Origin of the sequence: Marinobacter sp. (genome assembly GCF_041687235.1) — a bacterium.
Classification (GTDB): domain Bacteria; phylum Pseudomonadota; class Gammaproteobacteria; order Pseudomonadales; family Oleiphilaceae; genus Marinobacter.
On record NZ_JAWLCH010000013.1, the window covers coordinates 51,869 to 75,631 of the forward strand.

Consider the following 23,763-nt stretch of genomic DNA (forward strand, 5'->3'; position numbering starts at 1 on the left):
GACCCCTTATTCGCAGATTTGTAGGTCGGATTAGACCCAACGGGTCGTAATCCGACACCGTTGTTCAGGCTTTCTCTTTCCACCCGTCGTCCTTCAGAACCGACCCCACGGTCAGCACCGGTGAGGCATCAATATCATCGGCGTCCATCATGTTGGCCACCCGCTGCAAAGACGCCAGAATCATGGTCTGTTCCCATTCCGCGAGGCTCTGGAATTTCTGGATAAAATCCTCCTGCAGTGGGTTCGGCGCCCGGGCCAGAAGGTCTGCGCCTTCATCAGTCAGATGCGCATGCACCTTGCGCTTGTCCTGGGTGCTGCGTACCCGGTACACCAGGTTGCGGTGTTCCAGGCGATCCAGAATCGTCGTTACCGTTGCCTGGCTTAGGCTCACCTTGTCGGCAATCGTGCCAATGGTCACTTCACCAAGATCCCGAATCGTTCTCATGATCAACAACTGCGGCCCAGTCAGACCCGCGTGCTTGCTCAGACGCTTCGAGTGAAGGTCCGTTGCCCGGATTACACGCCTGAGAGCCACCAGTACGTCTTCATAACTGTTCACAGCAATACTCCGATTCGGTATTGGGAATTTGTTTATACCCCTAACTATTAGAGGTCTTTGTACTGCGGATTGCAAGTCGGGGAGATTCCCTGCATTTTTTCAGCCACCCACTATGCTAAGGTCACCACCTTGTTTCATTTCTGACAGACAGACGGACGGATTGCGCCCGATGATCAAGTATTTACTGCCTTTTCTTTTGATGACGACATTCGCCAGCACCCTCTTTGGCCAGGACGAGCTGGGGCCTGAGAAAGAACTCACCGCGGAGGACCTGGAAGAAAGCATCAAGACTCTCGAAGAACCCATGTACACACCCTTTGTCGAGCTTTATCTGCTCGAAGAGAGCAAGGCGCTTCGCAAAGAGATGCAGAATACCCGGGCAGAACTGATTGAAAAGGTGGTGGACAAGGAGCTGTCGGTTGCCGACAAGACCATGTCCTACGCCACTGACACCGTTACCTACTTCTTTTATCTTATTGCTGGCGCAACCTCTATTCTCGTGGTTATCGGATGGAATTCCATCAGGGATATGCGCAACCAGCTCACCAGCCTGGCCGAGAAACGGGTTAACGAATTGGTCATTGAATACGAGAAGCGGCTCGAATTCATCGAGGAACAGCTGAAGCAGAAGTCCGACATCATTCACCAGAACCAGGCAGAGATTGAGCGCACCAATGAGGTGCATTCACTGTGGCTAAAAGCCAGCCAGGAAACCTCACAGCAAAATAAAATTTCCGCCTACGATCAGATTCTGGATCTCCGCCCCGATGATGTGGAAGCCCTGAGTTACAAGGCCGATGCCGTGCTGGAAATGCAGGAACCGCTCTGGGCGATCAGTCTCTGCCAGAGAGCATTGAAACTTGCACCGGATAATGGCCATGCGCACTATCAGTTGGCATGCGCCTACGCGGAAATCGGCCGCTGGGAGGACGCGGTCAGCACCTTGAAGAAAGCTATTGAAATTTCGGAGGCATACCGCGACGATGCTTCCGTAGACGTTAGTTTCGACCAGTTGCGCGAACACGAGAGCTTCCGCGCACTGGTCTCCCAGGATGAGGAAGACAGCACGGATGCGTGACACCCCTCAGAGCGGCACGGGATTTGCCTTTGCAATCAACCCAGTGTTCCGGAGCAAACGCCAGGCTCATCTGCTTGACAACCAGCCAGGTGTGGTGTTTGTTTAACTCTCTGAGAACATAAGAATAACCCTGAAATAAAACAGGACTGACTCAATGAGAACTTCAGTAAAAAAACTCGTAACCGCTGTTAGCACTTCCGTAGCCCTGATGGGCGCAGGCCACGCCGCTGCCGAAATCCAGATCGGTATCGCCGGCCCCATGACAGGTCCCGTTGCCCAGTATGGTGACATGCAATTCTCCGGCGCCCGCATGGCGATCGAACAGATCAACGCCAACGGCGGCGTGATGGGCGAAGAACTCGTTGCCGTTGAATACGACGACGTTTGTGACCCTAAGCAGGCCGTTACCGTGGCCAACAGCCTGGTTAACGACGGTGTTCGCTTCGTAATTGGCCACCTGTGTTCCAGCTCCACCCAGCCGGCGTCTGACATCTATGAAGACGAAGGCATCCTGATGGTGACTCCGGCTTCAACCAGCCCGGAAATCACCGAGCGTGGCTACGAACTGGTATTCCGTACCATCGGCCTGGACAGCATGCAGGGCCCGGTTGCAGGCAACTACATTGCCTCACAAAACCCGGAACGTGTGGCGATTGTTCATGACAAGCAGCAGTACGGTGAAGGTATTGCCACTGCCGTCCGCGATACCCTGAAAGATGCCGGCGTTGAAATTGCCATGTTCGAGGGCATTACCGCCGGCGACAAGGACTTCTCCTCGCTGGTAACCAAGCTCAAGCAAGCCGATGTGGATTACGTCTACTATGGCGGTTACCACCCGGAATTGGGCCTGATCCTGCGGCAGGCTCGATCTGCTGACCTGGGTGCCCGCTTTATGGGTCCCGAGGGCGTTGGCAACAAGGACATCAACACCATTGCCGGCGAAGCTGCCGAAGGCCTTCTGGTGACCTTGCCGCCGGCATTCGACCAGAAAGCCGAGAACCAGGCGCTGGTGAAAGCGTTCGAAGAGAAGGGCGAAGATCCGTCTGGCCCGTTCGTTTTGACATCCTACACCGCGGTACAACTGATTGCGGACGGCATCGAAGCAGCCGACTCCACCGATCCGTTCGACGTTGCTGCAGCCCTGCGCGAAGGCAGCTTCCAGACTCCGATCGGCACCGTTGAATACGACAAGGCCGGCGACATGAAGTCATTCGAGTTTGTTGTGTACGAATGGCATTCAGATGGAAGTAAAACTCCGGTAAACTGAGCCAAAATCGTTAACAAACGGTAATCATGAGAGCACCTTCTCACCGCGATCCGGGAGAAGGTGTTTTTCTAGGCTCCTGTTGATCCTCCTCCACTTCCTGCCCGGATATCCCGGGCGGGCCGTGTGGTAGCGGAGGGAGCAGGCTTTCGGAGTCCCCTGACAATGCAAGATCTCCTGTATTTTTTTCAGCAGCTCATTAACGGGCTGACGATTGGGAGCACCTACGCCCTGATCGCCATCGGCTACACGATGGTTTACGGCATCATCGGCATGATCAATTTTGCCCATGGTGAAATCTACATGATCGGTGCCTACACGGCGCTGATTGCCATTACCGGCCTTGCCGCACTTGGCATTGCCTGGCTTCCGCTGATACTGATCGTCGCACTGCTCTGCGCCATGATCGTCTCCAGCTCCATGGGCTGGGCGGTGGAACGGGTGGCCTACCGGCCCGTGCGGGGGCGTCACCGCCTGATCCCGCTGATCTCCGCCATTGGCATGTCCATCTTCCTTCAGAACTACGTGCACCTGGCACAAGGGTCCCGCAACGTCGGCTTCCCCGATCTGATTGCTGGCGGTTTCAACTTCGGTTCCGGTGATGGCTTCCAGATGTCCCTGTCCTATATGCAGATCACCATCTTCATCACCACGCTGATCTGCATGACCGCGTTATCGCTGTTCATTTCGAAATCCCGAACCGGCCGGGCGTGCCGGGCCGTCTCCCAGGATCTGGGCATGGCCAACCTGTTGGGCATTGATACCAACCGGATCATCTCGGCCACTTTCGTGATTGGTGCTGCGCTGGCAGCCGTTGCGGGCCTGCTTCTGGGCATGTACTACGGCTCGGTTGACCCCCTGTTCGGCTTCATCGCCGGCCTGAAAGCCTTTACCGCTGCAGTACTTGGAGGCATCGGGAGCATCCCCGGCGCGATGCTGGGCGGACTGATTCTTGGCGTGGCAGAGAGCATGACCTCTGGCTACCTCAGCGGTGAATACAAGGATGTGATCTCGTTCAGCCTGCTGATTCTGATTCTGCTGTTCAAACCCACCGGCCTGCTTGGCAAACCGGAGGTTGAGAAGATCTGATGGCTGCTTACAATTTCAGACACGCGCTCTTCTGCGCGATCATTACACTGATCATTTCCTACCCGATTATCGGCTTCAATCTGGAGGCTCAGGGCATCAGCGTGACCCTGACCGGGGCAGATGCCAGCACCATTGCCATGGTGTTCCTGGCCGCTGTGATTGTGTTCCTGTTCCAGTTGTTCAGAGAGAACATCATGGGAGCGCTGAGAAGTATTCCAAGCCCGCTTCCGGATACGAAAAAAGAGCCTATGGCGGAAAACCGCCGGGCGAAAATCGAATCCTGGGTACTGACCGGGATCGTCGTTCTCGCTCTTTTCTGGCCGTTTTTCGTATCCCGCGGGTCGGTGGACCTGGCTACCCTCGTGCTGATCTACATCATGCTGGCCCTCGGACTGAACGTTGTGGTTGGTCTGGCGGGGCTTCTGGATCTGGGTTACGTGGCGTTCTATGCCGTTGGCGCGTATACCTTTGCGCTGCTTTCCCAGTACACAGGTATCTCGTTCTGGCTGGCACTGCCCATCGGCGCATTGCTTGCCGCCCTGTTCGGACTTGTGCTCGGCTTTCCGGTTCTCAGGCTACGTGGAGACTACCTGGCGATCGTCACCCTCGGGTTTGGTGAGATCATCCGTATCTTGCTGAATAACTGGACAACACTCACCGGCGGCCCCAATGGCATTGGCGGCATTCCGGATCCGACCCTGTTCGGCATGGAGTTTGGTCGGCGGGTGAAGGAAGAGGGCAACACCTCATTCCACGAAACCTTCGGCATTGCCTACAGCGGTGAACACAAGGTGATTTTCCTGTACCTGATCGCCCTGGTTCTGGCGGTATTTACAGCCCTGGTTATCCGTCGCTTCATGCGTATGCCGGTCGGCCGGGCCTGGGAAGCGCTGCGGGAAGATGAAATCGCTGCCCGTTCGCTGGGCCTGAGCCGGACCGCGGTAAAGCTGTCCGCCTTCACCATTGGCGCCTTCTTTGCCGGTTTCGCCGGTACCGTGTTCGCTTCCAAGCAGGGCTTTATCAGCCCCGAATCGTTTGTCTTCCTGGAATCCGCCATCATCCTCGCCATCGTGGTACTCGGCGGCATGGGCTCCCAGATCGGTGTGGTGCTGGCGGCAATTGCCGTGACCATCCTGCCCGAACTGGCCCGTGAGTTCTCCGAGTACCGGATGCTGATCTTTGGTGCCGCCATGGTACTGATGATGGTCTGGCGTCCGCAGGGCCTGATGCCCATGCGCCGCATTCACATTGAACTGAAAAGGCAGGAGTGACAGACGATGCTTGAAGTACAGAATCTGTCCATGCGCTTTGGCGGCCTGCTGGCGGTAGACGAAGTGTCTCTGGACGTTCAGGAACACGAGATTGTGTCCATCATCGGTCCCAACGGGGCCGGGAAAACCACTGTATTCAACTGCATGAGCGGCTTTTACAAGCCCACTGGCGGCAAGATCCTGTTCGAGGGGAAGGAAGTACAGGGCAAACCTGACTACAAAATATCCCGCCTCGGGATGGTGCGCACGTTCCAGCATGTCCGGCTGTTCAGCCAGATGACAGTGGTGGAGAACCTGCTGGTGGCACAGCACCGGCACCTGAACACCAACCTGATTTCCGGGCTACTGAAAACCCCGAACTATCGGGAGCGGGAGCAGAAATCCCTGGACCGTGCCGCCTACTGGCTGGACCGGGTCGGCCTGCTGGATCTGGCCAACCGGGAGGCCGGTAACCTGGCCTACGGCCAGCAACGGCGCCTCGAGATTGCCCGTTGCATGGTGACCGAGCCCAAGCTTCTGATGCTGGACGAGCCGGCAGCCGGCCTCAACCCGGCGGAAACCAAGGAACTCAATCAGCTGATTATCAGCCTGAAAGAGGACTACAACGTTTCCGTGGTGCTGATTGAGCACGACATGAGCCTGGTAATGGATATTTCCGACCGCATCAACGTCATCAACCAGGGGCGCCCCCTGGCCAGTGGCACACCGGAGGAAATCCGCCAGAACGACGACGTGATCAAAGCCTATCTGGGCGAGGCCTGAGGTAAACACATGCTAGTACTAGAAGATGTCCATACCCACTATGGCAAGATCGAGGCCTTGCACGGGGTGTCTGTCGAGGTCAAAAAGGGTGAGATCGTTTCCCTGATCGGCGCCAATGGCGCCGGTAAAACCACCCTGCTGATGACTGTTTGCGGCAACCCCCGGGCCAGTTCAGGGCGTATTTTCCTGGAAGGCCGGGAGATCACCAACGAATCCACGGCTCAGATCATGCGCTCAGGCATCTCCATTGTTCCAGAAGGACGCCGGGTGTTCTCGGGCCTGACGGTGGAGGAAAACCTCCACATGGGCGGCTTTTTCAACACCAAGGGGGAAATCCGCAAGAGCCAGGACCATGTCTACGAGCTCTTCCCCCGTCTGAAGGAGCGGGAACATCAGCGTGCGGGCACCATGTCCGGCGGCGAGCAGCAGATGCTCGCTATCGGGCGGGCGCTGATGAGCAGGCCGAACATGATCATTCTGGATGAACCATCGCTTGGTCTGGCGCCGCTGATCATCAAGCAGATCTTCGAGATCATCGGCCACTTGCGGGATGAGGGAATCACTGTTTTCCTCGTTGAGCAGAACGCCCACCAGGCACTGAACCTGGCGGACCGTGGCTACGTTCTGGAAACCGGCAAGATTCGCCTGCACGACACGGGCAAGAATCTGCTGGCCAACCCGGACGTCCAGAACGCCTATCTGGGCGGCTAGTCGCAGACCTTGCCGGAAACGAAAAAGCCGGAGCATGCTCCGGCTTTTTTCTGTCATCAGGAACGGCTTACTTCACGCTCTTGATCGTTCCCTTATAACCTTCCACAGTGACATCAATAGTGCCATAAACCACGTAGTCGTTCTTCTTCACCGTGTAGCGCGGTGCCACGATCACATCCGCCCCGGACGACGAAATCGCATTGAACGCTGCCGCTGATTTGACCGCAGATACCGGGTCAAGACCACCAATGCCGAACGCACTGCCGCCACCATTACCGTAAGCCATACCATCGGCGTATTCGTTATCGTCACTAAGCGTGAAGAACAGAACCTTGGTAGCAGAGGATTTGCCGGAGATTTTCTCGCCAACTTCGATATCAGCCTTGATATCCGTATCAACAGAGCCGTTCAGGGGAACGGGGCTGGAGCTGACGTTCAGGGAGGAACAGCCGGTCATTGCACCGGCCAGCATCAGACTGGATGCGATAAGCAGTTTTTTCACGAAATAACTCTCCATGTGTTGTGTATCAGCCGTCATGGCCGCGCGCACTATACTGAATTAAATGCCATATAACAATATCGCCTTTGAAACCTGAGAATACTTAAAAAAGGAAATATGAACACGTGATCACGTTTCTGGCGCTTTCTCAGGCCAAATCAATTGCGGATCAATCTTTCAACTTGCGTTAGCTGGATATCAACTATACTCAGATCAACGGTCAACCTGTCTCCACAAGACCAGTCAGGGCCGTTTTCGCAATGCTGCCTCACGTCAGGGGCAGCATTGTGTATTGCGACGACAGCTTTAAACCACAGGAAGGAGTGGATAATGAAAAAACTGATCGCAGGTGCAATTCTTCTCGGTGCTTCCTCCATGGCCTTTGCTCAACCGGGCTGTGGTGTGGGTGCCATGATCTGGAAAGGACAGTCCGGCATTGCCCCCCATGTACTGGCTGCAACCACCAACGGAACCTTTGGTAACCAGACCTTTGGTATGACCACGGGCACACTGGGCTGCCAGACCAATCAGTCGGTTCAGTCCATGGCCATGTACATGGATAGCAACATCGATAAGGTCGCCCGGGACATGTCCCGTGGTTCAGGTGAGAACCTCGACACCCTGGCAGTTCTTCTGGGCGTTGACGAAGCCGACCGTGGTGCCTTCCGGAAAGTACTGCAGGACAACTTCGCCACCATTTTCCCAAGCTCTGACACCACTTCTGGCGAAGCGGTTGACGCCATCGTCGCCCTGCTGGAAAAGAACGAGTCGCTGAGCAAATACGTAGCGGCGTAATCCTGATTCATTGAAAGGATGCTCATGTGCCAGGGACGGCGCATCGCTCCACCCTCTTCACTGTTCACCCCAGGACGCAGCACACACCCATGGGCAACATGCTTCGCATTGGGCCAGCTCTGATCTGGTTCGCAGTCAGCCTGCCAATCCAGGCACAAACACCTGAAAGCAACTCCGAGCTCCATCTTGATCCAGCCTGGCTCACACTCATTCATTATCAGCCCGACGCTTTTGGCGACGGCTACACCAGCCAGGCAGACGACCCGGCCTTTTTTCTGAGCGAAGACGGCAAGCACTCACCGAAGGCGGAGCTGGAGGCAACTCTCGACGCCATCCAGAAGCCTGGCGACGGGGATGAACACGCCCGCTGCCGCTTCCCGGCCCGGGAGACCTGGCTTCGTCAGCAACTGGACCTGTCACTACCGGACATTGAATGCCCCGGTTATCAGGACTGGGCGGAAACCCTTAACACCGAAACGGTGACCCTGGTGTTCGCCGCTTCTTACCTGAACAGCCCCTCGTCCATGTTTGGCCACACGTTTCTGCGACTGGACCCGCCCCAGGATGACGACGAAACCAACCTGTTATTGGCCAACACCATTTCCTACGCAGCCGATGCCGCGGCCCACGACAGTGAGCTCTTGTTTGCCTATAAGGGCATTTTCGGCGGCTACCCGGGGATCACGACCGTCCAGCCCTACTACGAAAAAATCCGGCTGTATTCAGACATCGAACATCGGGATCTGTGGGAGTACAAACTGAACCTCACCCAGGACGAAGTCGACCTGATGATCGCCCACGCCTGGGAAATACGGGACCGAAACTTCGATTACTACTTCTTTGATGAAAACTGCGCCTACCGCCTGCTGGCACTGATAGACATCGCCCGCCCTGGCACCGATCTTCTGGGCGAAGTAAGCACTCACGCCATTCCGTCTGATACGGTGCGCTGGGTAGTGGACAAAGAACTGGTCAGCGATGTGTATTACCGGCCGTCGGCCGCCACATCTGTCGCCTACAGCCTCGATACCCTGCCTGATCGCCACCAGACCCTCGCGGCAGCGATCGCCAATGGCTACATCGCCGCAGATGCGGATGAAGTAACGTCTTTGCCGCAAGAACAGCGCGCGCACGTTCTGGATGCCACCTACGACTATGTACGCTACAAGAGTGAAGCCGACGGCTGGCCCCGGGAAATCGCTGCACCACTTTCCCATGACTTGTTAAGAGAGCGCAGCCAGATCACCAACGTCGCCCCACCGGAAGACCCGCCCAGGCCGGTTGTCAGAGACGATCAGGGCCATGACACTTTCCGCCTGAGTCTTGGAGCTGGCCAGCAGGCCCACAGGGAATTCACCCAATTAACCCTGCGCCCGGCCTACCATGACGTGCTTGACCCACCGGCCGGCTACCGCACCGGAGCCCAGCTTCAGTTCCTCAGACTCGACGCGCGTCTGTACACCGATAACAACGAACTTCAACTGGAACAGCTGACCGGCGTGGAAATCCGCTCGTTAAGCCCGCGGAACGCCTTTTTCTCGCCGCTATCCTGGCAGGTCGGTTTTGGTGGCCGTCGCACGGAGACAGGCACCGACCGGGTCCTGACGCCCTACCTCGAGGGCGGCGCCGGTGGCAGCTGGAGCCTGGGCCACCAGACCCAGGCTTTTGCCATCGCCACCGCCGACCTCGAAATCGACGACGACCTGCGCCGCGGCTACGATGCGGCTCCAGGCGCGGATATCGGCCTGCTCCATCAGAACAACCAGTTCAGCCTGCTTGCCGGTGCTAAAACCAAGGCCTGGATCGTCAGCACCCAGCACCGCCAGGACCAGCTCTACGCCAAAGCCAACTGGCACATCGGGCGGGAGTTCAGCCTGTTTGCCGAATTCACTAGGGAAGACCACTACGACAGGTACCAGAGCACATGGCACGCCGGACTTCACGCCTACTTCTGATCGTCGCCAACGCCCGGATGCCCGGGCTTCTGGCGGCACTTCTTCTGCTGTCCGGTTGCAGCAGCGTCTTTTTCTACCCGGATCGGGTGACTTACATCACCCCGGACCGTCTGAACCTCGAATATGACGACATCTACCTTGACACGGCCGACGGCGAAACCCTCCATGGCTGGTGGCTGCCTGCAGAAACGCCTGAGACTGACGCCAGGGGCACTGTCTACTTCCTTCATGGTAACGCCCAGAACATCAGCAGCCACATTCTCAACGTCGCCTGGCTGCCCGAGAGGGGATACAACGTCTTCACCATCGACTACCGGGGCTACGGCAAATCCACCGGTGACCCGGACATTGAAGGCGCCCTGCACGATGTGGAGACCGGCCTGCGTTGGCTGATTGAAAAGCCTGGAGTGAGTGAGCGGCCTCTGTACATCCTGGGCCAGAGCCTGGGCGGTGGACTGGGCATAGCCCTCGCAAGTGAATGGACCCAAAGGCAGGAGCAGCCAGGCCTGGATGGCGTCATTCTGGACGGCACATTTTCGGGCTTCCGTGGAATCGCCCGGGAGAAGCTGGGTGAGTTCTGGCTTACCTGGCCGTTGCAGATTCCGCTGGGCTGGACCATTCCTGAGGACTACGAGGGCGTGGATCATATTCCCAGAATCAGCCCTGTGCCTGTGATGGTGATTCATAGTGTGCGGGATGGGATTATTCCCTTTCATCATGGCGAGGCGCTTTACGAGGCTGCGGAGGAGCCCAAGGAGTTTTTGCAGACGGATACGCCGCATGGGGCTACTTTCGTCATACCAGGGTATCGAAAAGAGATGATTCGCTTTATGGAAAGTGGAGAATAGAACCCTAGCTTTGTCGGATTACGCCTTTGGCTAATCCGACCTACGGCGGTTATCTGCGAAGCACGGGCGGCTGTTGGGACAGGCTTTTCAAAACTGTAGAGGGCCATGGATGGCCCGATTCAAGCGCACAGGGATGTGCTTGTAGCGTGTATTGAAAAGCCTGTCCCAACAGCCGCTTACGCCAAAGCCAAAAGCAATAAAAAACCCGCCAATCCAGAGGACAGGCGGGTTTTCTTTGTCGGATTACGCCTTTGGCTAATCCGACCTACCGTTCAGGGAACGTTCCCTTAGGCAGAGAAATCGGTCGGCTGATCGCCTTCCTTGATTTCCTTCATGGACAGCTTCACGCGACCACGGTTGTCAACATCCAGCACCTTCACCAGAACTTCCTGACCTTCGCTCAGCTCGTCAGTCACGTTCTCGATGCGGCGATCAGAGATCTGGGAAATGTGCACCAGACCATCTTTGCCAGGCAGAATATTAACGAAGGCACCGAAGTCCACAATGCGCTCAACGCGGCCCTTGTAGATAGCACCAACTTCGATCTCGGCCGTGATTTCCTTGACCCGGTTCACCGCCGCCTGGGCAGCTTCCTGGTTGTCGGCGTAGATCTTCACGTTGCCGTCATCATCCAGATCGATGGAGGCGCCGGTTTCGTCACAGATCGCGCGGATAACAGAACCGCCCTTACCGATAACGTCGCGGATCTTCTCCGGGTTGATCTTGATGGTGGTGATGCTCGGAGCACGGGCAGACAGCTCGGCACGCGGGGTAGAGATAACCTTGTTCATCTCGCCCAGGATGTGCAGGCGCGCTGCGTGTGCCTGCTCAAGCGCAAGCTCCATGATCTCGTCGGTGATACCGTTGATCTTGATATCCATCTGCAGGGCAGTTACGCCCTCCTGGGTACCGGCAACCTTGAAGTCCATGTCACCCAGGTGATCTTCGTCACCCAGGATGTCAGTCAGAACCGCGAACTTGTCGCCTTCCTTGACCAGACCCATGGCGATACCGGCAACCGGTGCCTTGATGGGTACACCCGCGTCCATCAGTGCCAGGCTGGAGCCACAGACAGAAGCCATGGAGCTGGAACCGTTGGATTCAGTGATCTCGGAAACCGCACGGATGGCGTACGGGAATTCTTCCAGGGTCGGCATAACCGCCAGAACACCACGCTTGGCCAGACGACCGTGGCCGACTTCGCGACGGCCCGGCGTGCCCACACGACCAGCTTCACCTACGGAGTACGGAGGGAAGTTGTAGTGGAACAGGAACGGGTCCTTACGTTCGCCTTCCAGGGCATCAATGATCTGCACATCGCGGGAGGTACCCAGCGTGGTGGTCACGATGGCCTGGGTCTCGCCACGGGTAAACAGCGCGGAACCGTGAACGCTGGGCAGAACGCCCACTTCGATTTCGATCGGACGCACCGTCTTGTTGTCACGACCGTCGATCCGGGGTTTGCCATCAATCACCTGCTGGCGAACCACACTCTTCTCGATCTTTCCGAAGTACTTTTTGACTTCGTCGGAGGAAGGCTGACCTTCTTCTTCACCGGCCAGCTTCTCAACGGCTGCGGTTTTCAGCTCACCCAGACGCTCGTAACGGGCCATCTTGTCGCGGATGCCGTAGGCTTCCTCAATCGCACCGGCGAATTCGACCTTGATGGCGTTCAACAGCTCGGTGTTTTCAGGCTCGGGCTGCCAGTCCCAACGGGGCTTGCCGACTTCAGCGGCGAATTCCTTGATGGCGCTAACCGCAGTCTGCATTTCCTGGTGGCCATACAGAACGCCGCCCAGCATCTGGTCTTCAGTCAGGCCCTTGGCTTCGGACTCAACCATCAGAACCGCGTCCTCAGTGCCGGCAACAACCATGTCCAGCAGCGAGGTTTCCAGCTCCTCGAAGGTCGGGTTCAGGAAGTAGCCGCGCTCGTTGGTGTAGCCCACACGGGACGCACCGATAGGGCCATCGAACGGGATACCGGAGATGGACAGTGCCGCGGAAGCTGCCAGCATCGCGGCGATATCCGGATCCTGGTTCTTGCTGGAGGACATAACCGTGGTGATGACCTGAACTTCGTTCATGAAGCCATTCGGGAACAGCGGACGAATCGGACGGTCGATCAGGCGGGAGGTCAGGGTTTCCTTCTCGGAAGGACGACCTTCACGCTTGAAGAAGCCACCGGGGATTTTGCCCACGGCGTAGGTCTTCTCGAAGTAGTTCACGGTCAGCGGGAAGAACGGCTGGCCGGGCTTGGCTTCTTTTGCGCCAACAACGGTACCGAGAACGGAAATATCATCCACGGTTACCAGTACGGAACCGGTTGCCTGACGGGCAATACGGCCGGTTTCCAGAGTGACGGTCTTGCCGCCAAGCTCAAAAGATTTCTTGAAAGGTTTCAGATCCACAAAAAACTCCTGGTCTATCTGTTCCAGATTGATTCGTTCCGGACGCCCCTGCGCCCGAAACCGTAGTTCTGCAGATGATTTGCTGTGGTCTGAAGAGCAACCCGTCTGAAAGCTAACAGGCTGTTGCAAAACCCCGGTCTGAAGGCAGCAATTCCAGAGGCCGCCTGCCCGGGTTTTCAACAACCTGCTATCAATTTCGGCTTTCCATTACGACAGGGAATCCTTCGATAACACAGACAATCCAACTGCAGTGAAAGACAAGCACAACCAGCAGGCCCCGCGAAGAGCCTGCTGGTTGACGGCTGCCACCGGAACTACCGGCGCAGCCCTCAGGTCGTAGAGACCCGGATCAGCGACGCAGACCCAGACGCTGGATAAGCTCCAGGTAACGGTCAGCGTTCTTGCGCTTGAGGTAATCCAGCAGCTTACGACGCTGGTTTACCATCCGGATCAGGCCGCGGCGGGAATGGTGATCCTGCTTGTTGGCCTTAAAGTGATCCTGCAGCTTGTTGATGTTGGCGCTCAGCAGTGCCACCTGAACTTCAGGGGAACCGGTATCGCCATCACCTTGCTGAAAATCCTGAACGATCTGTGCTTTCTCGTTGGCAGAAAGTGCCATATCTCACCTCATTGTTTGCGATGCTTTTGAATACGGCCGAACCGCGCATCTCTACAGCCCGGCTAAACAGCGGCGCGCCTAACGCTTTCCGCTGCTCTTCACCAGTCGACGGGGAACCAGATTGGTCTGCTCGCCTTCCGGGAATGCTTCTGCCAGTCCCACGAAGCTTCCGTTGGCGCTCTCATTCGCATAGAGACGCACGAAACCTTCATAAGCCCGACCCGGTATTCTAACCGGTTGTCCGTTCAAGATCGATACCAGCGCCTGCCCCGCCAGACGGTGCTCGGGGAACATGGATAGCGCGGCATCCGGCGCCACCAGCAGGCCATCGAGGCTCTCGTCCCGCTCTCGCATCTCCTCGAGATCGCTCACTGCGTGGGCATTCGCCAGGGTGAACCCGGAGGCCATGGTACGGCGCAACGCCGTGACGTGGGCCCAGCAACCGAGGGCTTCACCAATATCCTCAACCAGTGAGCGAATGTACGTACCCTTGGTGCAGCTGACCGCAATATCCAGCTCATTTTCACGAATGTCCAGCAGGGTCAACTCGTAGATGGTGACCGGCCGCGCAGGGCGTTCAACCTCAATACCTTCGCGGGCATATTCGTAGAGCGGACGCCCCTTGTGCTTGAGCGCCGAATACATGGAGGGAACCTGTTGGATATCGCCCCGGAAGCGGTCCAGAACCGGCTCCAGCACATCAGCGGTCAGACCGGCGGGTACCGGCTTCTCGGCAACAACGGCGCCTTCACTGTCACCGGTTTCGGTCTGGATTCCGAGCCGGGCGGTGGCAATGTAGGCCTTGTCGCTGTCGAGCATCATCTGGGAGAACTTGGTCGCCTCACCAAAGCACAGAGGCAATACGCCTGTAGCCAGAGGATCAAGAGCGCCGGTGTGGCCTGCCTTGGCAGCTCCGAACAGGCGCTTGACCTGCTGCAAAATGCCGTTGGAGGTAACTCCCATCGGCTTATCGATAACCAGAATACCGTTAACGTCACGGCCTTTACGTCTGCGGCTCAAGCGTTACGCTCCGGATCATCCTGGTCTTTGTCTTCATTCCGGTCTACGGCTGGCTTGTCGCCTACCGCTTCGCGAATGAGGCTGTCCATTTTGCGGCTGTAACCTTGCAGGGTGTCAAAGTGGAACCTCAATTGGGGCACTACCCTGAGCTTCATTGCCCGCCCAACCTGGCCGCGCAGAAAGCCCGAGGCCTTGTTGAGCACCGCAATCGATTCCTTGACCTCCGCAGATTCCTCCGTCAGTTCTTCGGTGGAAAGCAGGGATACATAGATATCAGCGTAGCCAAGGTCACGACTGACCTTGACCGCATTTACCGTGACCATGCCCACCCGCGGGTCTTTCACTTCCCGCTGGATGAGCTGGGCCAGTTCCCGTTGCATCTGATCGCCGATGCGATCAATACGGCTGAACTCTCTCGGCATCAGGCCCCCGTGGACTCAAGCTTGCGCTCGACCCGGACGCGATCGAACACCTCGATCTGGTCGCCGACTTTCACGTCGTAACCCTTAACGCCGATACCGCACTCCATACCATTACGGACTTCAGGCACATCGTCCTTGAAGCGACGCAGGGATTCCAGCTCGCCTTCAAAGATAACCACGTTGTCCCGCAGAACCCGGATCGGCTTGTTCCGGTAAACGGTACCTTCAGTAACCATACAGCCGGCCACCTGGCCAAACTTCGGCGAACGGAACACGTCCCGCACGTCGGCAATGCCCACGATATCTTCGCGGAATTCTGGTGCCAGCATGCCGGTCAGGGCTGCTTTCACATCATCAATCAGGTTGTAGATGATGCTGTAGTAGCGCAGATCCAGACCTTCTTGCTCAACCAGGCGCTTGGACGCTGTGTCAGCACGCACGTTGAAACCGAAGATAACCGCGTTGGTCGCCATGGCCAGGCTGACGTCGGTCTCGGCAATACCGCCTACGCCGGAAGACACGATCTTCACCTGGACTTCCTCGTTACCAAGGTCCTGCAAGGCCTTGGTGATGGCTTCCAGAGACCCACGAACGTCGGTCTTGAGCACCACATTGAGGGTTTTGACCTCGTCCTTGCCCATGTTCTCGAACAGGTTCTCGAGCTTCGCCGCCTGCTGGCGCTGCAAGCGCTGCTCACGCTCACGGCTCTGACGGAATTCGGCCAGCTCTTTGGCCTTCTTCTCGTCGGCAACCGCGAAGAATTCGTCACCCGCATCGGGGGTACCGTTCAGGCCAAGGATCTCCACCGGAATTGATGGACCGGCTTCCTTGACCTGCTTGCCGGCTTCATCGGTCATCGCCCGGACCTTACCGAAGTAGGAGCCGGCCACAACCATGTCGCCCTGGCGCAGGGTACCGTTCTGAACCAGAACAGTCGCCACGGAACCGCGACCACGCTCAAGGCTCGACTCAACAACCACACCCTTGGCGGGTGCATCGGTTACCGCCTCAAGCTCAAGCACTTCGGCCTGGAGCAACAGAGCTTCCAGCAGATCGTCGATACCTTCACCGGTGTGGGCGGAAACCGGTACGAACTGGACGTCGCCGCCCCAGTCTTCCGGAATCACTTCCATGCCCGCCAACTCGGTCTTGACGCGATCCGGGTCTGCCTCTTCCTTGTCCATCTTGTTGATGGCGACAACGATCGGCACACCTGCAGAACGGGCGTGCTGGACGGCTTCCTTGGTCTGCGGCATCACACCGTCATCGGCGGCAACCACAAGCACTACGATATCGGTGCACTGGGCTCCGCGGGCACGCATGGCGGTAAAGGCCGCGTGGCCCGGAGTATCCAGGAAGGACACCATACCGTGATCCGTCTCTACGTGGTAAGCACCAATATGCTGGGTAATGCCACCGGATTCACCGGAAGCCACCTTGGTACGGCGAATGTAGTCCAGCAGTGATGTCTTACCATGGTCAACGTGACCCATCACACTGACAACCGGAGCACGCTTGGTCTTCTCGCCACCTTCGAAGGAGAATTCGCTGAGAACCTCTTCCTCGAACGCATCCTCGCTGACGGTTTTGGCTTTGTGGCCCAGCTCCTCGGTCACCAGAACCGCAGTTTCCTGGTCCAGCGCCTGGTTGATGGTGGCCATGACGCCCATGCCCATCAGGGTCTTGATGACATCCGCCGATTTGACCGCCATGCGCTGGGCAAGGTCACCGACAGAAATCGTTTCCGGAATTGCTACTTCTCTGACCATTGGTTTGGTCGGCCTCTCGAAAGCATGACGCTTCTCTTTGGGTTTCTTTTTCGCACGCAGCGGCTTGCGCAGCGTGGTCTCTTCCTCATCCTCGGAGATAACCAGCGGCTCTTCCACCGGACGACTGCGAGGACCACGATGGCCAGCCTGCTTCTTCTTCGGCTTGCCCTCTTCGATCTCGTCGCCACGCTCGCGAACTTTCTCTTTCTTTTTCTTCGGCTTCCGATCCTTGCCATCGCCCTCGGGCGGCGGCATCGGCATGTCTTCCGGAGCGGGAACCGGCTCGGGCTCGGGCTCTTTCTTCGGCTCAGCCGCCTCTGCCTGTTCCGACTGCTCTGACGTAGCTGCCTCAGCCGGCTTCTCTGCCTCTGGCTGGGCAGCCTGCTCGGCAGCCACCTTCGGCGCTTCTTCCACCGGTGCTTGCTCCGGCTGCTGCTCTGCTACCGGTTCTTCCGGCTTCGGTGCTTCAGCCTCAGGCTGCAATTCAGCCCGTTTGATGTAGGTACGGCGCTTGCGAACCTCAACATTGACGGTCTTTGCCTTGCCGGCCTTGAGCGTCGTGGTGGTCTTGCGCTTCAGGGTAATCTTGCGCGGTTCGGCATCGGCCTCACCGTGGGTCTTTCTCAAATAGGCCAGCAACTGCTGCTTCTCATCGCTGGAGACAGAATCATTCTCGGAGCGGGCTTTCAGGCCAGCCTCCACAATCTGCTTCAGCAAACGATCCACGGGAGCGCCTACATCTTCGGCCAGTTGTTTTACCGTTACTTCAGCCATACTGGTCCTCCTCCCGAATTAAGCCTGGTCTTCAAACCAGGGGGCACGTGCAGTCATGATAAGCTGACCGGCACGCTCTTCATCCATACCTTCAATCTCGAGCAAGTCGTCTACCGACTGCTCTGCCAGATCTTCCATAGTGCGCACGCCCATGCCAGCCAGTCTGAAGGCCAGGCTACGGTCCATGCCATCCATTCCAAGGAGATCTTCTGCCGGCTCAGCGCCCTCGAGCGCTTCTTCGCTTGCCAGGGCCTGATTCAGCAGGACATCCTTGGCACGGCGGCGCAGCTCGGTGACGGTCTCTTCGTCAAAGCCTTCGATCGCCAGCATCTCTTCCATTGGCACATAGGCCACCTCTTCAATGGAGGTAAACCCTTCCTCAATCAGAACACCGGCAAACTCCTCATCAACATCCAGGTTTCCAGTGAAATGCTCAACAAGCCGATTGTACTCCTGCTCCTGACGCTCACCGGCTTCTTCCTCGGTCATCACGTTCAGGGTCCAGCCAGTCAGGTCGGTTGCGAGACGGACGTTCTGCCCATTCCGGCCGATGGCCTGGGCCAGGTTATCTTCCGCTACGGCCACTTCCATGGTGTGCCGGTCTTCGTCCATCACGATGGACGCCACTTCTGCAGGCGCCATGGCGTTGATCACCAGCTGGGCAGGGTTGTCGTCCCAGAGCACGATATCAACACGCTCACCGCCGAGTTCGTTGGACACCGCCTGGACCCGTGAACCACGCATACCTACGCAGGCGCCTACCGGATCAATGCGGCGATCGTTGGTCTTCACGGCAATCTTGGCCCGGGAACCGGGATCACGGGCAGCACCACGGATCTCGATCAGCTCTTCCGCGATCTCCGGCACTTCGATGCGGAACAGCTCGATCAGCATCTGCGGGGAAGTACGGCTGAGGATCAACTGCGGTCCACGGTGATCTGTACGGATCTCCTGCAGCAGGGAACGTACCCGATCCCCCATGCGGAAGGTCTCCCGCGGGATCAGGTATTCTCTGGGCAGCAGCGCCTCGGCATTGGCACCCAGATCAACAATGACATTGTCGCGGGTCACTTTCTTGACAGTACCGGACACCAGCTCACCAACGCGGTCACGGTAGCTGTCGACAATTTTCATGCGCTCAGCTTCACGGACCTTCTGGAAGATGATCTGCTTGGCGGCCTGGGCGCCGATCCGGCCGAAGGCCTCGGATTCGATCTTTTCCTCGTGGATATCGCCAGGCTTCAGAGCCGGATCGATTTCCTCGGCTTCCTGAAGGGTAAGTTCGGTACCCAGCGCTGGAACGGCGTCATTATCGACCACCAGCCAACGGCGGAACGTTTCATATTCGCCGGTTCTCCGGTCGATCGATACGCGGATATCCGCCTCTTCGTCTTCAAAGCGTTTTTTGGCAGCGGTGGCCAGTGCCAGTTCGATCGCCTCAAAAATCACATCCTTCTCGACACCTTTCTCGTTCGAGACGGATTCAACCACCAGCAAGATCTCTTTACTCATTGGATTGCCCTGCCCTTAAAATCAACTGTGCGTCCACGGACTTTTTCAGATCGTTCATTCGAATACCGGTATGATGTGGGCTTTTTCAATGCTGTCGAACGGCAGCAGATACTCGTGATCATCAACGACCACCACCACATCGTCACCTTCAACGCCCTTGATCAGCCCCTGAAACTTCCGGCGGCCTTCAAACGCCATCCGGAGACGAATCTGAACCTGGTGACCAACAAAGGCCTCGTATTGCTCAAGACGGAACAGCGGGCGATCCATCCCCGGGGATGAGACCTCCAGTGTGTATTCGGTCTGGATGGGATCTTCCACATCCATCACACCGCTGATCTGACGACTGACTTTTTCACAGTCGTCGATACCGATGCCGTTCTCGGCATCGTCAATAAACACCCGTAACAGGGAATGATGGCCCTGCGAGCGGAATTCAATGCCCCAGAACTCATACCCCAGACCTTCTACTACAGGCTGAAGAATGTCTTCCAGTTGCTTAAGCTTGGCTGACAAGTTGTGCCTTCTCCGTTATCAGATTTACCGGCCCCAAAAACAAAAAAAGGGCTGTTTTATCAGCCCTTTTTATGCACCAGGGCCCGTTGCGCCAGGCCCCTTAATCAAAAAGCCCCGAATGATGGGGCCTTTTGTTGCAAGAACTCGCAGGAAACAAACCGGTGTACCGTTTCCTGCTGACAGACACCTGGCCTGCCAGAAACCCGCCAGTAACACGCGGCAGGTCCCAATATCCGCCGGAGTATAGAGACGCCAGGCAGACTGGTCAAGGACTGACCAAAAAAAACGGCCTGGGAAATCCAAGCCGTTTTTCTTCTAATATGGTGCCCGGGGCCGGACTCGAACCGGCACGGCTTTCGCCACTACCCCCTCAAGATAGCGTGTCTACCAGTTTCACCACCCGGGCAACATTCTTACTCGAGTTCGGGGAGATCAGACTCCCCGCCCTCGGATTCGCTGGAGGCTGCTTCGCCATCCTCAGCGGCACCGTCTGCAGGAGCGGCACTACTGGATTCCTGAACAACAGGAATACCGGCTTCACCCGCCACTTCGGCACGCTGCTTGGCAAAAATTGCCAGCGAGAAACTTGTTACGAAAAATATAACGGCCAGCAGGGTCGTAAAGCGGGTCAGGAAGCTACCGCTGCCCTGACTGCCAAACACAGTCTGGGAAGCACCACCACCAAAGGCGGCACCAGCATCAGCGCCCTTGCCCTGCTGGATCAGCACCAGACCCACCAGCGCCACCGCGATCACGACGTGCACAACGACTACCAGTGTCTCTACCCAATCCATAACGACTCTCGCGAACCTTTAAATTCAGGTACTCGCCGGAACACTCCGGCAAATACTTACAAAATCTTCTGCTATGAGCGACGCTCCGCCGATCAAACCACCGTCAATATCCGGCTCGGCAAAAAGAGCGGCTGCATTATCCGCTTTTACGCTGCCCCCGTAAAGCAGGGATATCTCGTCTGCCGGGGCACCCATTTCAAGAAGCACCTTACGGATCGAGGCATGCATTGCCTGCGCATCCTGTGCTGTAGCAGTCTTGCCCGTGCCGATCGCCCAAACTGGCTCGTACGCTACGACCACACGCTGCCACTGGTCCGGCCCAACCTTTGCCAGACCTTTCTTCACCTGGGAGGCAACAACCGCTTCGGCTCTTCCAGCCTCGCGCTCTTCCAGAGTCTCGCCAACACAGACGACAGCATAGAGACCGCCGGCAACGACACGACCGACTTTCTCGGCCACTATCTCGTCTGTCTCACCGAAGATCTGACGACGCTCGGAATGCCCGACCAGCACATAGTGGCAGCCCTGATCCCGCGCCATCTCCGCAGAGATCTCGCCGGTATAGGCTCCGGAAGCCCATTGCCCCACATTCTGAACGCCAACTGACAGCACATCGCCAGCCTTTGCCGCCACATCTCCGACATAAATTGCGGGAGGAATAATAACAACCTCGACGCCATTATCAAGAGAGGCCGCCTGGGATCGCACATCGCCTACCAGCGCTTGTGCCAGGTCTTTCGACCCGTTCATTTTCCAGTTTCCGGCTACGATCTTACGACGCATAACAGTTCCCGAACGTGAGGGAGGGCGAACTATACAGCACTCCCTTCCTGCAGACAACCGCCTGAAAACACAAAATTAAGCGGTGGATTTCTCGACGACTTTCGCCAGTTCCTGGACCACACGCATAATCTCACCGGCGTCCTGCCCTTCGGCCATCACCCGGATCAAAGGCTCGGTCCCCGAGGCCCTCAGCAGAATTCTGCCGGAGCCGCCCAGTTCCGATTCAGCTTTACGCACTGCGGCCACAATATCGTCACGACTGAACGGATCAAAACGCTGCTCAACCCGGACATTGATCATTTCCTGGGGCAGCTTGCTCATGCCCTGGCGGAGATCAGAAAGCGTCTTTCCCGACTTCCACACCGAGAGCAGAACCTGCAGCGCGGAAACAATACCATCGCCTGTGCTGGTGCAGTCCCGAATAACCATGTGGCCGGAACCTTCTCCACCCAGCACCCAGTTGTTGGCCAGAAGCCGCTCCATCACATACCGATCACCAACTTTCGCCCGCTCGAATTCGATACCGATCTCTTTCAGCGCCAACTCGACGCCCAGGTTGGTCATCAGCGTACCGACAACACCTCCTTTAAGGCGATCCTCTGCAAAACGCTGGGACGCAATCACATAGAGAAGTTCATCACCGTCCACCTCGGACCCATCGCGGTCCACCATCAGCACTCGGTCACCATCGCCATCAAAGGCGATCCCCAGATCTGCGCCCTTCTCGATGACTGCAGCCTTGAGCGCCTCAAGGTGGGTGGAGCCGACATTCAGGTTGATGTTCAGGCCATCAGGATCGCCCCCGATCACCGACACCCTCGCGCCAAGCTCGCTGAATACCTTGGGCGCCACGTGGTACGTCGCACCGTGGGCGCAATCGAGCACAATCTTCATGCCCTCAAGGGTAAACTCGTTGGGCACGGTACTCTTGCAGAACTCGACATAGCGGCCGGGGGCATCGTCCACGCGAGAGGCCTTGCCCAGCTCTGACGGGCCACACACCTCAATCGGCATATCCAGCCAACGCTCAATCTCCGCTTCCAATGCATCATCCAGCTTGGTACCGGCCGCCGAGAAGAACTTGATACCGTTGTCCTGATGCGGGTTATGGGACGCACTGATCACGATACCGGCCGACGCCCGGAAGGTCCGGGTAAGGTAGGCGATTGCGGGAGTCGGCATCGGGCCAAGCAGCTTCACATCCACGCCTGCCGCAGACAGGCCAGCCTCGAGCGCGGACTCAAACATGTAGCCCGAGAGCCGGGTGTCCTTGCCAATCAGCACACTGTTACGCTGACCGTCCCGCTTGAACGCCTGACCGGCCGCCCACCCAAGTTTGAGCATGAATTCCGGGGTAATCGGAAACTCACCCACGCGCCCGCGAATCCCGTCCGTTCCAAAGTATTTTCTCTCGGACATTAACCTGCCTCCTTCACTGCCGCCGCCACACGGACGGCGTCCACTGTTTCCCTGACATCGTGCACGCGAATAATGCTGGCACCCTTCATGGCGGCTATTGTCGCGGCCGCAAGGCTTGCGGGCAACCTTTCATTCACATCCCGGCCTGTAATATGACCCAGCATGGACTTCCTGGAGACGCCAACCAGCAGGGGATGTCCCAGGATATGCATTTGCTCGAGGGACGCGAGCAACTGCAGATTGTGCTCAAGGCTTTTACCAAAACCAAAGCCCGGATCGAGAAGAATATTGTCGGGCCGAATTCCGGCCAGCTCTGCGACACGAATGCGCTCGGCCAGAAAGGCACTGACTTCCCGACGCACATTCCGGTACTCGGGCCTATCCTGCATGGTGTCCGGCTCGCCCTGGATATGCATGATGCACACCGGTATGCCCGCCCGGGCAGCCACCTCCGGCGCGCCATCGCGCTGCAGCGCACGCACATCGTTAATCAGACCGGCGCCAAGCTTCGCAGTCTCCGCCATCACTTCCGGGGCACTGGTGTCTACCGAAATCACGGCTTCGAGCTCCCGGGCAGCGGCCTCCACCACAGGGCACACCCGATCCAGCTCCTCCTGGACCGACACCGGCGTCGCGCCTGGCCTGGTAGATTCGCCACCAATATCGATGAAGGCGGCGCCATCAGCGACCATCTGCCTTGCCCGCATGAGAGCCGCCTCCGGCCGGTTAAACTTGCCACCGTCGGAAAACGAATCCGGCGTTACGTTCAGAACTCCCATCACATGGCAGCGGGACATATCCAACTCCCGCCCGGCAAAATTCATTTTCATGACAAACCTTTGCAGACTGGCAAAAACAAACGCCGCCCGGGATCCGGGCGGCGCAGGGGACTACAC

Annotated in this window: 22 protein-coding genes and 1 tRNA gene; 9 read left to right on the top strand and 14 right to left on the bottom strand. The window is 57.4% G+C overall.

The window, feature by feature from the left end; genetic code table 11:
* Positions 1-64 precede the first annotated feature (64 nt).
* The gene (locus tag ACESMK_RS15825; protein ID WP_373000892.1) at positions 65-559 is read right to left on the bottom strand and encodes a MarR family winged helix-turn-helix transcriptional regulator; all 495 of its coding nucleotides are present in this window, start codon (positions 557-559) and stop codon (positions 65-67) included.
* A gap of 169 nt (positions 560-728) precedes the next feature.
* Here ACESMK_RS15825 and ACESMK_RS15830 point away from each other — a divergent pair, with 169 nt between their 5' ends.
* The 6 genes from ACESMK_RS15830 (at position 729) to ACESMK_RS15855 (ending at position 6,734) form a co-directional block, all read left to right on the top strand.
* On the top strand, positions 729-1,637 hold the full coding sequence (locus tag ACESMK_RS15830; protein WP_373000894.1) for a TPR end-of-group domain-containing protein: 909 nt from the start codon (positions 729-731) through the stop codon (positions 1,635-1,637).
* Between the two features lie 154 nt (positions 1,638-1,791).
* A complete protein-coding gene (locus ACESMK_RS15835) occupies positions 1,792-2,904 on the top strand; it encodes a branched-chain amino acid ABC transporter substrate-binding protein (RefSeq protein ID WP_373000896.1) in 1,113 nt (370 codons plus the stop codon).
* A 162-nt stretch (positions 2,905-3,066) separates the two neighbouring features.
* Positions 3,067-3,990: a high-affinity branched-chain amino acid ABC transporter permease LivH gene (gene livH, locus ACESMK_RS15840; RefSeq protein WP_373000898.1), complete on the top strand. Its 924-nt coding sequence runs from the start codon at positions 3,067-3,069 to the stop codon at positions 3,988-3,990.
* The gene (locus ACESMK_RS15845; RefSeq protein WP_373000900.1) at positions 3,990-5,261 is read left to right on the top strand and encodes a high-affinity branched-chain amino acid ABC transporter permease LivM; all 1,272 of its coding nucleotides are present in this window, start codon (positions 3,990-3,992) and stop codon (positions 5,259-5,261) included. The genes livH and ACESMK_RS15845 overlap by 1 nt, the downstream gene beginning before the upstream one ends.
* A 6-nt stretch (positions 5,262-5,267) precedes the next feature.
* The gene (gene livG / locus ACESMK_RS15850; RefSeq protein WP_373000901.1) at positions 5,268-6,023 is read left to right on the top strand and encodes a high-affinity branched-chain amino acid ABC transporter ATP-binding protein LivG; all 756 of its coding nucleotides are present in this window, start codon (positions 5,268-5,270) and stop codon (positions 6,021-6,023) included.
* A 9-nt stretch (positions 6,024-6,032) separates the two neighbouring features.
* Positions 6,033-6,734: an ABC transporter ATP-binding protein gene (locus tag ACESMK_RS15855; RefSeq protein ID WP_373000903.1), complete on the top strand. Its 702-nt coding sequence runs from the start codon at positions 6,033-6,035 to the stop codon at positions 6,732-6,734.
* Between the two features lie 67 nt (positions 6,735-6,801).
* On the opposite strand, the gene ACESMK_RS15860 is transcribed toward ACESMK_RS15855, so the two are convergent.
* On the bottom strand, positions 6,802-7,236 hold the full coding sequence (locus tag ACESMK_RS15860; RefSeq protein WP_373000905.1) for a hypothetical protein: 435 nt from the start codon (positions 7,234-7,236) through the stop codon (positions 6,802-6,804).
* A 327-nt stretch (positions 7,237-7,563) separates the two neighbouring features.
* On the opposite strand from ACESMK_RS15860, the gene ACESMK_RS15865 reads away from it, so the two are divergent.
* The 3 genes from ACESMK_RS15865 to ACESMK_RS15875 all read left to right on the top strand — a co-directional run bounded on the left by ACESMK_RS15865 (position 7,564) and on the right by ACESMK_RS15875 (position 10,831).
* On the top strand, positions 7,564-8,028 hold the full coding sequence (locus tag ACESMK_RS15865) for a DUF3015 domain-containing protein (protein ID WP_373000907.1): 465 nt from the start codon (positions 7,564-7,566) through the stop codon (positions 8,026-8,028).
* A gap of 89 nt (positions 8,029-8,117) precedes the next feature.
* Positions 8,118-9,983 carry a DUF4105 domain-containing protein gene (locus ACESMK_RS15870; RefSeq protein WP_373000909.1) on the top strand — a complete coding sequence of 622 codons (1,866 nt, stop codon included), beginning with the start codon at positions 8,118-8,120 and terminating at the stop codon, positions 9,981-9,983.
* Positions 9,953-10,831, top strand: a complete 879-nt coding sequence (locus ACESMK_RS15875; RefSeq protein ID WP_373000911.1) for an alpha/beta hydrolase — start codon at positions 9,953-9,955, stop codon at positions 10,829-10,831. The genes ACESMK_RS15870 and ACESMK_RS15875 overlap by 31 nt, the downstream gene beginning before the upstream one ends.
* Positions 10,832-11,118: 287 nt before the next feature.
* On the opposite strand, the gene pnp is transcribed toward ACESMK_RS15875, so the two are convergent.
* From pnp to folP, 12 genes are all read right to left on the bottom strand, one after another.
* Positions 11,119-13,233, bottom strand: a complete 2,115-nt coding sequence (gene pnp, locus ACESMK_RS15880; protein WP_373000982.1) for a polyribonucleotide nucleotidyltransferase — start codon at positions 13,231-13,233, stop codon at positions 11,119-11,121.
* 355 nt (positions 13,234-13,588) lie between these two features.
* On the bottom strand, positions 13,589-13,858 hold the full coding sequence (rpsO, locus tag ACESMK_RS15885) for a 30S ribosomal protein S15 (protein WP_064230008.1): 270 nt from the start codon (positions 13,856-13,858) through the stop codon (positions 13,589-13,591).
* 78 nt (positions 13,859-13,936) lie between these two features.
* On the bottom strand, positions 13,937-14,878 hold the full coding sequence (gene truB / locus ACESMK_RS15890; protein WP_373000913.1) for a tRNA pseudouridine(55) synthase TruB: 942 nt from the start codon (positions 14,876-14,878) through the stop codon (positions 13,937-13,939).
* Positions 14,875-15,300, bottom strand: a complete 426-nt coding sequence (gene rbfA, locus ACESMK_RS15895) for a 30S ribosome-binding factor RbfA (RefSeq protein ID WP_373000915.1) — start codon at positions 15,298-15,300, stop codon at positions 14,875-14,877. The genes truB and rbfA overlap by 4 nt, the downstream gene beginning before the upstream one ends.
* Positions 15,300-17,843 carry a translation initiation factor IF-2 gene (gene infB / locus ACESMK_RS15900; protein ID WP_373000917.1) on the bottom strand — a complete coding sequence of 848 codons (2,544 nt, stop codon included), beginning with the start codon at positions 17,841-17,843 and terminating at the stop codon, positions 15,300-15,302. The genes rbfA and infB overlap by 1 nt, the downstream gene beginning before the upstream one ends.
* 18 nt (positions 17,844-17,861) lie before the next feature.
* Entirely contained in the window at positions 17,862-19,355 is a 1,494-nt protein-coding gene (nusA, locus tag ACESMK_RS15905; protein WP_373000919.1) for a transcription termination factor NusA, read from the bottom strand.
* Positions 19,356-19,409: 54 nt separating this feature from the next.
* Positions 19,410-19,871, bottom strand: a complete 462-nt coding sequence (gene rimP, locus ACESMK_RS15910) for a ribosome maturation factor RimP (protein WP_373000921.1) — start codon at positions 19,869-19,871, stop codon at positions 19,410-19,412.
* Between the two features lie 321 nt (positions 19,872-20,192).
* Positions 20,193-20,277: transfer RNA gene (locus ACESMK_RS15915), tRNA-Leu, on the bottom strand.
* A gap of 7 nt (positions 20,278-20,284) precedes the next feature.
* Complete coding sequence (secG, locus tag ACESMK_RS15920; protein ID WP_373000923.1) at positions 20,285-20,665, bottom strand: preprotein translocase subunit SecG; 381 nt, start codon at positions 20,663-20,665, stop codon at positions 20,285-20,287.
* A gap of 24 nt (positions 20,666-20,689) precedes the next feature.
* Positions 20,690-21,448 carry a triose-phosphate isomerase gene (tpiA, locus tag ACESMK_RS15925; protein WP_373000925.1) on the bottom strand — a complete coding sequence of 253 codons (759 nt, stop codon included), beginning with the start codon at positions 21,446-21,448 and terminating at the stop codon, positions 20,690-20,692.
* Between the two features lie 75 nt (positions 21,449-21,523).
* Entirely contained in the window at positions 21,524-22,867 is a 1,344-nt protein-coding gene (gene glmM, locus ACESMK_RS15930; RefSeq protein ID WP_373000927.1) for a phosphoglucosamine mutase, read from the bottom strand.
* Positions 22,867-23,697 carry a dihydropteroate synthase gene (gene folP, locus ACESMK_RS15935; protein ID WP_373000929.1) on the bottom strand — a complete coding sequence of 277 codons (831 nt, stop codon included), beginning with the start codon at positions 23,695-23,697 and terminating at the stop codon, positions 22,867-22,869. Before folP ends, glmM begins: the two co-directional genes overlap by 1 nt.
* Positions 23,698-23,763: the final 66 nt, after the last annotated feature.